At 66.7% G+C, this 12,743-nt stretch carries 13 protein-coding genes; 4 read left to right on the top strand and 9 right to left on the bottom strand.

What is annotated here, in order from left to right:
* Nucleotides 1-2 precede the first annotated feature (2 nt).
* The 4 genes from AC07WJ_RS14105 to AC07WJ_RS14090 all read right to left on the bottom strand — a co-directional run bounded on the left by AC07WJ_RS14105 (nucleotide 3) and on the right by AC07WJ_RS14090 (nucleotide 3,819).
* Nucleotides 3-1,121 (bottom strand): ABC transporter substrate-binding protein, encoded by a 1,119-nt coding sequence (locus AC07WJ_RS14105; RefSeq protein ID WP_494935217.1) that lies wholly within the window; start codon nucleotides 1,119-1,121, stop codon nucleotides 3-5.
* Between the two features lie 77 nt (nucleotides 1,122-1,198).
* Nucleotides 1,199-1,705, bottom strand: a complete 507-nt coding sequence (locus tag AC07WJ_RS14100; protein WP_494935216.1) for an L-2-amino-thiazoline-4-carboxylic acid hydrolase — start codon at nucleotides 1,703-1,705, stop codon at nucleotides 1,199-1,201.
* A 41-nt stretch (nucleotides 1,706-1,746) separates the two neighbouring features.
* On the bottom strand, nucleotides 1,747-3,042 hold the full coding sequence (locus AC07WJ_RS14095; protein WP_494935215.1) for an NAD(P)/FAD-dependent oxidoreductase: 1,296 nt from the start codon (nucleotides 3,040-3,042) through the stop codon (nucleotides 1,747-1,749).
* Nucleotides 3,043-3,102: 60 nt separating this feature from the next.
* Nucleotides 3,103-3,819, bottom strand: coding sequence for an aspartate/glutamate racemase family protein (locus tag AC07WJ_RS14090; RefSeq protein ID WP_494935596.1), 717 nt, complete (start codon nucleotides 3,817-3,819; stop codon nucleotides 3,103-3,105).
* 172 nt (nucleotides 3,820-3,991) lie between these two features.
* Here AC07WJ_RS14090 and AC07WJ_RS14085 point away from each other — a divergent pair, with 172 nt between their 5' ends.
* Nucleotides 3,992-4,450, top strand: a complete 459-nt coding sequence (locus tag AC07WJ_RS14085) for an Lrp/AsnC family transcriptional regulator (RefSeq protein WP_494935595.1) — start codon at nucleotides 3,992-3,994, stop codon at nucleotides 4,448-4,450.
* A 19-nt stretch (nucleotides 4,451-4,469) separates the two neighbouring features.
* Here AC07WJ_RS14085 and AC07WJ_RS14080 read toward each other — a convergent pair whose 3' ends face one another.
* A complete protein-coding gene (locus AC07WJ_RS14080) occupies nucleotides 4,470-5,729 on the bottom strand; it encodes an MFS transporter (protein ID WP_494935214.1) in 1,260 nt (419 codons plus the stop codon).
* Between the two features lie 108 nt (nucleotides 5,730-5,837).
* Entirely contained in the window at nucleotides 5,838-6,629 is a 792-nt protein-coding gene (locus tag AC07WJ_RS14075) for a PhzF family phenazine biosynthesis protein (RefSeq protein WP_494935213.1), read from the bottom strand.
* Between the two features lie 192 nt (nucleotides 6,630-6,821).
* Here AC07WJ_RS14075 and AC07WJ_RS14070 point away from each other — a divergent pair, with 192 nt between their 5' ends.
* The gene (locus AC07WJ_RS14070) at nucleotides 6,822-8,483 is read left to right on the top strand and encodes a lysine--tRNA ligase (protein WP_494935212.1); all 1,662 of its coding nucleotides are present in this window, start codon (nucleotides 6,822-6,824) and stop codon (nucleotides 8,481-8,483) included.
* 15 nt (nucleotides 8,484-8,498) lie between these two features.
* Here the strand turns inward: AC07WJ_RS14070 and AC07WJ_RS14065 are convergent, their stop codons facing one another.
* Entirely contained in the window at nucleotides 8,499-9,125 is a 627-nt protein-coding gene (locus tag AC07WJ_RS14065) for a S24 family peptidase (RefSeq protein WP_494935211.1), read from the bottom strand.
* Between the two features lie 196 nt (nucleotides 9,126-9,321).
* Here AC07WJ_RS14065 and AC07WJ_RS14060 point away from each other — a divergent pair, with 196 nt between their 5' ends.
* Together AC07WJ_RS14060 and apaG are read left to right on the top strand one after the other, a co-directional pair.
* Nucleotides 9,322-9,669 (top strand): DUF952 domain-containing protein, encoded by a 348-nt coding sequence (locus AC07WJ_RS14060; RefSeq protein ID WP_494935210.1) that lies wholly within the window; start codon nucleotides 9,322-9,324, stop codon nucleotides 9,667-9,669.
* Between the two features lie 177 nt (nucleotides 9,670-9,846).
* Nucleotides 9,847-10,239, top strand: coding sequence for a Co2+/Mg2+ efflux facilitator ApaG/CorD (gene apaG / locus AC07WJ_RS14055; RefSeq protein ID WP_494935209.1), 393 nt, complete (start codon nucleotides 9,847-9,849; stop codon nucleotides 10,237-10,239).
* A 27-nt stretch (nucleotides 10,240-10,266) separates the two neighbouring features.
* Here apaG and AC07WJ_RS14050 read toward each other — a convergent pair whose 3' ends face one another.
* Complete coding sequence (locus AC07WJ_RS14050) at nucleotides 10,267-11,529, bottom strand: multidrug effflux MFS transporter (protein WP_494935208.1); 1,263 nt, start codon at nucleotides 11,527-11,529, stop codon at nucleotides 10,267-10,269.
* A 768-nt stretch (nucleotides 11,530-12,297) separates the two neighbouring features.
* The gene (locus AC07WJ_RS14045; protein WP_494935207.1) at nucleotides 12,298-12,696 is read right to left on the bottom strand and encodes an ArsR/SmtB family transcription factor; all 399 of its coding nucleotides are present in this window, start codon (nucleotides 12,694-12,696) and stop codon (nucleotides 12,298-12,300) included.
* Nucleotides 12,697-12,743: the final 47 nt, after the last annotated feature.

The following is a 12,743-nucleotide window of genomic DNA, read 5'->3' as shown; positions in this document are numbered from 1 at the left end:
GGTCAGTCGGTAACGGGTGTGAAGGTGCCGTTGACGATGCGCACCTTGGTCAGTTGCTTGACCGGCTCGCGATCGGGCCCGAAGGTGGTCAGGCCGGTGACACCGGGGAAGTCCTTGGTGGCCGCGAGTGCGTCGCGGACCGATGCGCGCGTGGTTTTCGGATAGGTCTTCACGACCGCGTCGAGCATGATGTTGACGGCATCGAAGGCCTGGGCCGGGAACTGGCCTGGCTCGCCGCCGCGCACCTTGACCCAGGCTTCGACGAAGCTGCGGACTTCCGGTTGCGGGCTGTTGGGCAGGAAGTTCGTGGCCAGGCTCACCCCTTCGGTCGCGGCGCCGGCCAGTTCAATGAGCTTCTGGTTGTGCGCCGCCGAGGTGGAATAGACCGGCACGGTCACGCCGAGCTGCTTCATCTGCTTGAGGAAATTGGCGCCGTCCTCGTAGAAGAAGCCGGTATAGATGGCATCGGGCCGGGCGCGCTGGATCTTGGTGATCACCGAACGGAAGTCCGGCAGCCCGCGATTGAAGAATTCCGAGAAGACGACCGAGCCGCCCTTGGCGACCAGCCGATCGGCGAAATATTTCGAGACGGTCTGGCCCCAGTCGGTCTGCTCGACGATCACCGCGACCTTCTTGGCACCCTTCGAGGCCATCCAGTCGGCGTTGAACGGGCCTTCGCCCGCCTGCGTGGTGATGTTGCGGAACTGCCATTCGGAGATCTTGGAATAGTCGGGATGCGAGGCCGTCTGGGACAGCTGCGGCATGCCGGCTTCCTTGTAGACCTGGGCCGCCGCCATGGAGACGCCCGAGGTGAAGTCGCCGAGAACGCCGACGATGCGGGCGTCGTCGACGAACTTGCGGGCGATGGCGACGCCTTCCTTGGCATCCGACCGGCTGTCCTCGTAGACGATCTCCACCTTCACCGGCAGCTTGCCCGACGCATTGAAGCGCTCGAGCGCGATCTCCGCGGCGGTCTTGAAGTCCTGGCCGTATTGCGCGGTATTGCCGGTCAGCGGCAACTGGTAGCCGAGGCGGACCGGATCGGCCGCCTGGGCGGTGCGGGTCAGGACGAAAGGCGTCGCCACCGCGAGGCCGACAATCGTCCGGCGTGAATAGGTCATGCTTCTCTCCTCATCGCGGGGCCGCGCACGGCCGCAGACACCAGGTGTTTTGTGCGGGACGGGAACCCGGCGCCCAATCAGGCGGCCTCGCCCGGCTCGACGATCAGGCGGCAGCAGCCGGTTTCGCCGGGGACCCAGGTCTCGCCCTTGAAAACGAAGCCCGCCGCCTTGAACAGGCCGCCGTCGATGGCGCCGCCGGCCTTGCAGAGAAGCTCGACATCCTCGTCCGAGCGGCCCATGGCGACCCAGGCGTCCTTGAGCGGGCAGCGATGGAACTTGATCTCCAGCCGGTCGTTGTCGCACTGGCGGACTTCCGGCTGGAACAACACGTCGCCGGCCGGAATGCCGCCGAGGAAGCGATCCTTCAGGCCGGGGAGATCGGCCGGGCCGAGGTCGGCGAATTTGGCGCCCATGGTGACGCCCATGCGGCGGGTGCCCTCGCCGACCAGCTCGACCGCGCGCTCGGCACCGAAGGCCTCGCGCAGCACGTCGAACATGTTGGCATAGGCCGCGGCGCGCATGGTGAAGGCGGCCTGCAGCCATTCGATGGGAACCATGCGGCCGGTTTCGGTTGTCGTGCTCATGGAATGGAGGTCCTCTGTCTTGAAGGGGCTTGAGGGTGAGGTCAGGACGGTTCGCGGCCGTCCTTGAAGCGGTACCAGGCGAGCATCGCCGGAGCGGCGAGCGTCGCCAGCGCGTGCAAGGGCAGCGGCCGGACGTCGGTCAGCGGCACAGGCAGCGCCTTCGGCTCGGCACCGTCGAGCGCTTCCGAGAAGACGCGGCCGAGCGCCACGGAGAGCGCGACGCCACGGCCGTTGCAGGCCAGCCAGGTCCACAGGCCGGGGGCCAGGCGATGGAAGCGCGGCATGCGGTCGGCGGTCATGCCGATGCGGCCGCTCCAGACGAAATCGAAGCGCGGCGCGCCCATCACGGGGAAGATCCTGGCCAGCCGCTCGCCCACCAGGCTGCGCAGGCGATTCTCGCCGTTGTGGGGAAACACCAGCGCACCGCCGGTGACCAGCCGTCCGCGCGCATCCCAGCGGAAGAAGCGCAGATCGCCATGAGTGTCCGACAAGGCCTGCCGGCCGGGCAGCAGCCGGGCGCGAACCGCCTCCGGCTGCGGCTCCGTCGCCATCTGCCAGGAGCGGACCGGGACGAGCGAGCGCGCGACATCGGGTGCCAGCGACGGATGGAACCAATCGCTGTAGCCGTTGGAGGCAAGCATGACCTGATCGGCGAGGACACGGCCTTGCGGGGTGGTGACGACCCATCCGGAAGGACCGCGCTCGATGCGTTCGGCCGGGGTCGATTCGTGGATCTGCCCGCCCTTGGCGGTCACCACGTCGGCGAGGCCGCGCGCCAATGCCAGCGGATTGATATGGCCACCGGAGCTGTTGAGCATGCCGCCATGCCAGTCGTTCGAGCCGATGAGCGCGGCGGCTTCGGCACGATCAAGGAGGCGGACCGGCGCGCCGCGCCGCGCCCATGCCTCGACCCGCGCGGCGGAAAGCTTCATCCGGCCGGGCGAATGAGCGGGCTGGAACCAGCCGGTCTGCTCGGCCTCGCAGGAAATGCCTTCCCGACGGACCAGGTCGAACAGGCCGCCGGCGCTGTCGGCGACCAGCTGGGCGAAACGTTCGCCGGTTTCGCCATGGCTCTTCGCCATGGCATCCGGCTCGGCCCCGGTCATGGTCGGAATGACCTGGCCATTGTTGCGTCCCGAAGCGCCCCAGCCGACCGCGGCCGCCTCGATCAGCACCACCGAACGACCACGTGCGAGGAGATGCAAGGCCGTCGACAGGCCGGTGAAGCCGCCGCCGATCACCGCCACGTCCGCGCGCGCCTCGCCCGCCAGGGCGGGGCGCGGCGCGCGGCTTGGCGTCACGGACGCCCAGAGAGAGGGTGGGAAGGCCGGCGGCATCGAGGCGTCCATCGGTGCGGGCTTGACGAATGACGGACCGGTGCGGGTCGCGGGGGCCGGTCAGGCGGCTTCCAGATGGAGCCGGCCGTCGGAGAAATCGACCGCGGCCTGAGCGTGCAGCTTGGTCGAGTCGAACACCGGCAGATCCGTGTCGGTGGCGCTGATCAGCAGGCCGATCTCGGTGCATCCCAGGATGACCGCGTCGGCGCCGCGCCGGCGGCCCGCCTCGATGATGCGGACATAGCTTTGCCGCGACGTTTCCTCGACCACACCGCAGCAGAGCTCGTCGAAAATGATGTCGTGAACGGCCGCACGGTCCTGCTCTTCGGGCACGATCGCGTCCAGGCCGAAGCGCTCCTGCAGGCGCTCGAGATAGAAGCCCTGCTCCATGGTGTAGCGGGTGGCGAGCAGCAGCGGCCGCTTCACGCCGGCCTCCTTGAGCGCGCGGCCGGTGACGTCGACGATGTGAATCAGCGGCACGCCGGAGTTCCGCGCCACCTCGTCGGCGACAAGATGCATCGTGTTGGTGCAGATCAGGATGCAGCCCGCGCCGGCATTGGCCAGATTGCGGCCGATCGCGGAAAGTCTCTGCTCCGCAAGATCCCAACGCCCGTCCTTCTGCATTCGCACGATTTCTTCGAAATTTACCGAATGCATCAGGATATCCGCAGACACAAGGCCGCCACGGCGAAGGCGCACTATTTCGTTTATCTCTCGATAATAGGTCGCAGTGCTTTCCCAGCTCATACCGCCGATCAGGCCTATGGTTCGAGACACTTCGATACTCCACCGTTCAATTGCGGAGTGCAGCGTATTAGGCGGCTCATGAAATGTACGAGCGTTCTTTGCGGATAGCGCTGGCAATGGCGCGCGAATTTTGCGATCTCTGCCCGATTGGCGCGACTGATTTGATATTCAAGGACATCGCGTGCATCAGGAGTGCAACGTGATGGATGCCCGCGACCGTCGGATCCTGGAGGTCCTGCAGGAGGATGCCTCCGTTCCGGTGACGGAGCTCGCCGATACCGTCGGCCTGTCGGCTTCCGCCTGCTGGCGGCGCATCAAGGGCATGGAAGACGAAGGCCTGATCGCCAAACGGGTCGCGCTGATCGACCGGCGCAAGAGCAATGTCGCCATGACGATCTTCGTCGGCGTCCGCACGTCACGCCATTCGATCGAGTGGCTGGAAGCCTTCCGCAAGGCGATCTCCGACATCCCGGAAATCGTCGAGGCCTATCGACTGACCGGCGAGATGGACTATCTGCTCCGGCTCGTGACGCCGAGCGTCGAGGTCTACGACGCCGTCTACAAGCAGTTGATCACCCGCCTCGACTTCACCGATGTCAGCTCCTTCATCGCCATGGAGGAAATGAAGTTCACCACGGCGATCCCGCTGAAATACGCCTGAGTCCGAGGAAAGGCCGCGTCTACCGTTTGCGGCCGACGAGAAAAGCGGTGATCGCCAGGGCCTGCACGAAGGCGGCCGCGGCAAAGAACAGCGGCGCCGCGCCGGGCGCGGCCTGCAGCGCGGCGGGCGTCAGGTCCCGGACCAGGCCGAAGGCCGCCGGTGCGAAAGCATAGGTCGCCTGGCCGATCGCCACGATCAGCGCGACCACCCGCGGCACGTCCTCCCTCACGAATTCGACCTGGGCGATCAGCGGCGGCAAGGAGGTGGCATTGCCGATGCCGGAACCGAACAGGGTGACGCCGAGCAGCAGCAGCACGATGTTCTCGCCGCCGGCCAGGATGAACACCAGGGAGCCGACGATCTGCACGGCATAGGCCAGGCAGCCGACCAGCCGGCGGTCGGCGTCGGCGGGCATCAGCCAGCCGACCAGCGTGCGTCCGGCAATGGCGCAAAGGGTGGCGAACCCCATGGCGAGCCCGGCATAACGCGCCCCCAGGGCCGGCACCAGCAGTGAGAACAGGTGGGCGATGAGGCCGATCTGGGCGAACAGGCCGAGCGCCATGGCGGCCGACAACGTCACGAAACCGCGGTCGCGCCAGAGCGCCGATCCCGGCAGCCACCGGGCATGAGGCGAGGTCACCGCGGCGCGCGCGGCACCAAGGATGTCGCCGTCCGGCGCGACTCTGAGACTTTCCGGCGTGTGGCGGAACAGAAAGTCGGCGAGGCCCCACATGATCACCACGGTGACGATGCCGATCAACGCGGCGGCCATCGGAAAGCCGAGGCCGGAAATGGCGATGACCCAGAGCGGCGAGAACACCACGCCGCCAATGCTCGCGCCGTTATAGGCCATGGAGAGGGCGGCCGGCCGGCCGCGGACGAACCAGGGCGAGACGATGGCATTGACCGCGGCGGCACCCATGGCGACCCAGCCGGCACCGCTGAAGGCCGTCGCGACCATCAATTGCCAGGGCTCGACGGCGACGGCCCAGCCGCAAACGCCCGCGGCGAGCGACAGCGCCCCGGCCTTGGTCACCAGCGGCACGCCGAAACGCCGGTAGAGCGCCGGCAGGTTGGCGACCACCAGCGCGCCGAAAAGGAAATGCGCGGTGACGGCAACCGAGACCAGGGTCAGCGGCCAGCCGCGCGTTTCACGCACCGCATGCAGGAAGACCGGCGGTCCGTAGAAGCCGAGGCCCCAGCCGAAGATGGCGAGGACGAAGGCACCCCCGACCACGCGCCAACCGAAAAACGGAGCCTGAACTGTCCGGGCGGTCATCTGAAATCCCTCGATCACGATGCCCTGATGATGCCGGGTCCGGTTCGGCCGATGCTTCGGCGCGAGCCGAAGCGTGGTCTCCGCAATGGCCTTTCCGGGACCTGCCGGTCAATCCGGCAGGTTGATCATCGCGGTCATGAAGGTCGTTGCCTGACCGGTCAACAGCACCCGGTCGCCGGCCAGCTCGCACCGGAGATGGCCGCCGCGCCTGGAACACTGCCGGGCCGACAGCCTGGTCTTGCCGAGCTTGCCGGCCCAATAGGGCACCAGGGTCGCATGGATCGAACCGGTCACCGGATCCTCGGGAATGCCTTCGGCCGGCACGAAATAGCGCGAGACGAAATCGTGGGTCTCGCCCTTGGCCGTAATCACCAGGCCGGGCGGATCCAGCGTCGCGATGGTCATCAGGTCGGGGACGAAAGCGCGCAACGCGGCCTCGTCGGCGAGCTCGACGAACAGGTTCTCGAAATTGCGGAAGGTCGCCCGGCGGCGATCACCGAAAATCGCGGCGAGAGCCGGCGGCTCTTCGCCGATCGGCTCCGGCGGCAGGCAGGGCAGGTCGAGCAGATAGGCGCCGTCGCGGCGCGCCACGCGCAATTCGCCGACCCGGGTGGCAAAGGCGAAATCGCCCGGCATGTTCAGTTCGGCAGCCAGGACGTGAGCCGTCGCGAGCGTCGCATGGCCGCAGAAATTGACCTCGGTGGTGGGCGTGAACCAGCGCAGGTCCCAGCCGCCGGCATTGGGCCGCGCGAAGGCGGTCTCGGCCAGGTTGTTCTCCTCGGCGATCGCCTGCATGGTTTCAACCGGCAGCCAGTCGTCGAGGATCAGCACAGCCGCCGGATTGCCGCCGAACACCCGGCTGGCGAAGGCATCGACCTGGTACATCGTGTAAGCTGGCACGCGGGCGCCTTCCTGCCTGAAGCGACGGGCCGGCGGACTATTCCGGCGCCGGCGGCGGTTTGGAAACGCCAATTTGTGATGCGTCCGAGCAAGGATTGAAATCCGTCAAAGCCTCGCTTTCATTGACGCCCCGGCCGCCTCGCCCTATTGCATCGCACCCTTGTCCACGCCCGATCCGTCCGGAACCCGCCCATGCCCGCCGCCGCGCTGACGCTGACGCCCGCTTTGCTGGAGGCCGCCAAGGTCTCGACCGCCTGGCCGTTCGAGGAAGCGAAGAAACTGGTGGCCCGGCTCGCCAGGACGCCGAAGGCCGGCCCCGTCGTGTTCGAGACCGGCTATGGCCCGTCGGGGCTGCCGCATATCGGAACCTTCGGCGAAGTGGCGCGCACCACCATGGTGCGCACCGCCTTCCGCGTGCTGACCGAAGACAAGATCCCGACCCGGCTGATCGCCTTTTCCGACGACCTCGACGGCCTGCGCAAGGTTCCGGACAACGTGCCGAACAAGGAGTTGCTGACCCAGCATCTCGGCCGCTCGCTGACATCGGTGCCGGATCCCTTCGGCACCCACCCCTCGTTCGGCGAGCACAACAATGCCCGCCTGATGGGTTTCCTCGACCAGTTCGGCTTCGACTACGAATTCGTCTCCTCGACCCAGATGTACCGCTCCGGCGCCTTCGATCAGACGCTCATGATCGCGCTCGAACGCTTCGACGCCATCCAGGCGATCATGCTGCCGACGCTCGGCGAGGAGCGCCGCGCCACCTATTCGCCGTTCCTGCCGATCCATCCGGAATCGGGCGTGGTGATGCAGGTGCCGATCGAGGAGCGCCATGTCGCCAAGGGCACCATCGTCTGGCGCGATCCGGTTTCGGGCACGCGCTACGAGACGCCGGTGACCGGCGGCCATGCCAAGCTGCAATGGAAGCCTGACTGGGCGATGCGCTGGACCGCGCTCGGCATCGACTATGAAATGGCCGGCAAGGACCTGATCGACTCGGTCACCCAGTCGAGCAAGATCTGCCGGGCGCTCGGCGGCACGCCGCCGGAAGGGTTCAATTACGAACTGTTCCTCGACGAGAACGGCCAGAAGATCTCAAAGTCCAAGGGCAACGGCCTGACCATCGAGGACTGGCTGGCCTATGCCTCGCCCGAGAGCCTGTCGCTGTTCATGTACCAGCAGCCGAAGAGCGCCAAGCGGCTGTTCTTCGACGTCATCCCGCGCAATGCCGACGACTACCTGACCTTCGTCGAGAAGTACCCGGCGCAGGACGACAAGACGCGGCTCCTGAACCCGGCCTGGCACATCCATTCGGGCAATCCGCCCAAGGTCGACGTGCCGATCTCGTTCTCCATGCTGATGAACCTGGTCTCGGTGTCGAACGCCCACGAGCCGCAGGTGCTGTGGGGCTTCATTCGCCGCTACGCGCCGGATGCGAGCCCGGAGAAGAATCCCAAGCTCGACGAGCTTGCCGGCTACGCGGTGCGCTATTTCCACGATTTCGTGAAGCCGACCAAGGTCTACAAGGAGGCCGACGAGGTCGAACGCCAGGCCCTGCGGGCGCTGTCGGCCGCGCTCGCCGCCCTGCCCGCCGATGTCAGCGCCGAGGATGTCCAGGCCACCGCCTATGATGTCGGCCGCGCCATTCCGCGCTACCAGGACCTGAAGGCCAAGGGCGCCACGCCGGAAAAGCCGGGCGTGTCGTCGGAATGGTTCGCCACCATCTACAAGGTGCTGCTCGGCCAGGAGCGCGGCCCGCGTTTCGGCTCCTTCGCCGTGCTCTACGGCCTCGCCGAGACACGCGCCCTGATCGCCAAGGCGCTGGCCGGCGAGTTCCTGAAAGCCAGCGCCTGAACGGCCGGCGACGGCCTATTGGCTGACCCACATGATACGGGCCATCCACGCGATCTCGCCGACCGCGAAAACGCGGTCGGGATGATCGGCGTTCAACGAGGCGAGCTCGACCGTCTTGTTGGTCTGCCGTTTCAGCTCCTTGGCCATGATCTCGCCCTCGCGGGTCTGGACCACGACCCGGTCGCCACGCCGGACCGGCGCCGAGGGTGAGACCACGATGCGGTCGCCGTCACGATAGGCCGGCAACATGGAATCGCCCTGGATCTCCAGCGCGAACACCGTCTCCTCGCCCAGATCGGGGAAGCTGACCTCGTCCCAGCCCTGGCCCGCGGGAAAGCCATTGGCGTCGAAGAAGCCGCCGGCGCCGGCCTGGGCCAGGCCGAGGATCGGCAGCACCCGGGTCCGCGATCCTGATTTGCCGACCAGGGCGACGAAGTCGCCGAACACGGTATTGGTCGCGTTCAGCACCTTGGCGACCGATTCGGTGGATGGCCAGCGTTCGCGGCCATCGGTCATCACGCGCTTCGATTTGTTGAACGTGGTCGCGTCGAGCCCGGCCCGTTTGGCCAATCCCGACGGGCTGAGCCCATGGCTCTCCGCCAGCTTGTCGATCGCAGCCCAGATATCGGCATGCGAGAACATGCGCTTCTCCCACTTGCGCCCGCCGGTCCAGCGGGCGCGAAAATCATCACCCCAAAGGAAGACCGTCCGTCAATAGGACTGTTCGCCTGCCGCCCGTCAATGGAGCATGGCGATATTCGCGACAGGGCCGCCGCTCTTGTTCTCGCCGTCCGGGCGCGCCATGACCACACGTCGCCATGAGACCGGAGCCCGAGCGATGACCACGACCATTTACAAGATCGCGCAGCGCAGCGCCTGGGAGGAAGCCCGCGCGGCCGGCCGCTTCGCCGGTGCGCCGGTCGACCTTCAGGACGGCTATATCCATTTCTCCACCGCCGGTCAGGTGGCCGAGACGGCCGCCAGGCACTTTGCCGGACAGTCCGACCTGGTGCTCGCGGCGATCGACGCGGAGGCGCTTGGCGACGCCCTGAAATGGGAGCCGTCGCGTGGCGGCCAATTGTTCCCGCATCTTTATGGCGAGCTCGCCATGGACGCGGTGAAATGGAGCAAACCCCTGGCGCTCGATGCCGATGGCCGGCACCGGTTCCCGCCGCTCGAACCCTGAGCCCGCACGGCGAGATGACGCGGCGCGGCCGGCAGCTCGCGCTCCTTGGCCGTTGACAGCACGGCCTCACTTCGCACACTTGGCCCGGCCGGGACTTCTCGCGCGGGCCACGGCCGATGCGGGATCTTCCGGGCTGGGGCTGGGGGCAAGCCCCCCGCTCTGTCGTCGAGGGCTCCCATGTATCGCGCGCTCACGCGTGGCATCCAGATCACGGTCACGCCCCAGTACCTGCCCGAACGGTCGTCGCCGGAGGACAGCCGCTATTTCTGGGCCTATCGCATCGAGATCCTCAATCTGTCGGCCGACCGGGTGCAATTGCGCACGCGCTATTGGCACATCACCGACGAGGCCGGCCAGGTGCAGGAGGTGCGCGGCTCCGGGGTCATCGGCGAGCAGCCGGTGATCGAGCCGGGCGGCGCCTTCGAATATACCTCCGGCTGCCCGCTCAACACGCCGACCGGCATCATGGTCGGCCATTACGTAATGGTGACCGACCGGGAAGAGAGCTTTCAGGCGGAGATCCCGGCCTTCTCGCTCGATAGTCCGAACGCCCGGCGGATCGTGAACTGAAGCAGCAGCGCCGGTCGCCCGGGGCCATCAGCGGTTCGGCGCGGTTTCGACGGGCGGCGCCTGGTGCGGCCTGAACAGGCGGCCGCGCTCGGCAATCAACACCATGACCAGGGCGGCGAGACCGCAGACCGCGAAGCCCAGCGTGTTCGGGACCGCCGTGCCGTCGAAATGCTGGCCGATATAGAAGCCGAGAAGCGCGCCGCCGACCGTGGTGACGAAGCCCTGAACCGATGACGCGGTTCCCGCGACATGGCCGAGCGGATCCATTGCCATGGCGCCGAAATTGGACGCGACCAGGCCGAAGCAGAACATGGTGCAGGCCTGCAGCACGGCGAAGGTCCAGAGCGTCTCGTGATGGGTCATGGCGACGCCGGCATGGATCACCGCGATCGTGATGAAGGCCAGGAGGGCGGCATGCGACACGCGGCGCATGCCGATGCGGCCGACGATCCGCGAATTGAGAAAGGAGGCGAGCGCCATGAAGCCGGCAATGACGGCAAAGACCAGCGGAAACACGGTCGGCGCCTTGAAGACATCGACGAACAGCTGCTGCGCGGCGTTGATGAAACCGAACAGGCCGCCCAGGATGCAGGTCATGGCCAGCATGTAGCCCACCGCGAGGCGGTTGCTCAGGCTCTCGGCAAAGGCGCGGGCGATGGGCTTGAACGCGATCATCACCCGGTCCTCCGGATGCAGCGTCTCGGGCAGGCGCCAGGCCGCCCAGGCCAGCACGACGATGCCGAACAAGGCCAGGCCGGCAAAGATCCAGCGCCAGACGCCGAACAGGATGATCATCTGGCCGATCGAGGGCGCCAGGATCGGCACTGTCAGGAAGACGATGAAGGTGAGCGACATGACCCGCGCCATCTGGCGGCCGGAATAGCAGTCGCGGACGATCGAGACCGCCAGGACGCGGGTTCCGGCCGCCCCGATGCCCTGCAGCACGCGCGCGATCATCATGGTGTCGAAGCTGCTGGCGACCGTCGCCATCAGGCTCGCGGCGACATAGATGGCGAGACCGACCAGCAGCACGACGCGCCGGCCGAACCGATCGGCCAGGGTGCCGTAGACGATCTGGGCGGCGCCGAAACCGAGCAGATAGGAGGTGATGATCCACTGGCGCTCGTTCGGCGAGACGATGCCGAGGGTGTCGCCGATCTCAGGCAGCGCCGGCAGCATCGAATCGATCGCCAGCGCATTGGTCGCCATCAGCGCCGCCATGAGCCCGACGAATTGCGCGAAGCTCAGCCCGCCATGGCGGCTCGGCTCCGGGGATGTGGATCCTGACATGATAAAAACGCCTGCGTGGCCGGCAGGGAGGCCCGGCCGACTGGGTGTGCGAGATGTCGTCGAAGTCGACAGGAATAGGAAACGCGCCGCGGATTGGCCAGCAGGCTTTGCGCGGGGCAGATGGCGGAATTAGGGAGGCGGGTGGGATGACACTCGCCGCGTCGGGCGAAAGGCGCTGATGAATCGACCCTTTCCCGAAGGGAGAGGGCGGCAGCGTCAGCTGCCGGGTGAGGGGCGTGATCGTTGAGAACCAGAATGGTCGATGACGCGCGTCGAGGCACTCACCGGCCAATATATCGCTTCACCCGGAGATGGACGCCCCCTCACCCGGCGCCTGACGGCGCCACCCTCTCCCTCTGGGCTAGCGTTCGCGCACATCTCGGGAATCTACGTCTTTTCAGTGTGTTAGACGACGATTTGCCGTCCTTCGAGGTTCGCGTCGGAACCACCGCCCACACCTCTCCCCGGCGGGGAGAGGTCGACTGCGAGCGTAGCGAACGGTCGGGAGAGGGGGCGAGGCGCGAGACGAGACGTCACCATGCGAAACGCATAAAGTGTTGTTCTGAAACCACAATTCCCCCTCTCCCGGCCTTCGGCCGACCTCTCCCCGCCGGGGAGAGGTGAGGATGGTGGTTCCGGTGCAAGATCTCAAAGGGCGACGCATTCAGGCCCATCTGAAAGATGTGTGCGAACGCTAGCTCCCTCTGGGAGAGGGTTTATTCAGCGCGCCCATTTTGCGACGCGGTCGTCCTTTAAGCCCCTCCCCATTCACTCATCACAATCCATGTCGATCGCCGGCAAGGATCCGCGGCTGCGCCGGGCGGCATCGAGGACGGCGTCGAGCAGGCCGGGGAAGCGCCGGTCGAGATCGTCGCGGCGCAGGCGGATGAAACGCGAGGTGCCCTGCAGCCTGACGCGGGTGATGCCGGCGTCGCGCAGCCGGGTGAAGTGATAGGTCAGGTTCGACGGCGTGCCGAGCTCCTGGAAGCTGCCGCAGCGCGCCTCCAGTTCCTCGTTGTCGGCAAGGCTGAGGCAGATCGCCAGCCGGGTCGGCTCGCTGAGCGCGGCAAATACCGTCGCGGCATCGATCGCTTCGATATCGGGATGGGGCACGGTCTTGATCATCCACGAGATGTAGCGCCCGGGCGGCGCGCCCGCAATCTTCAACGATCATTGAAATTCGTTTGACATTCCTTTGCATGTTCGTAATTTCA

The organism is Phreatobacter sp. GW821-FHT04C01 (assembly GCF_059420385.1).
The sequence above is the reverse complement of the archived record's forward strand: the minus strand, read 5'-3'. Positions and strand labels throughout refer to the sequence as shown.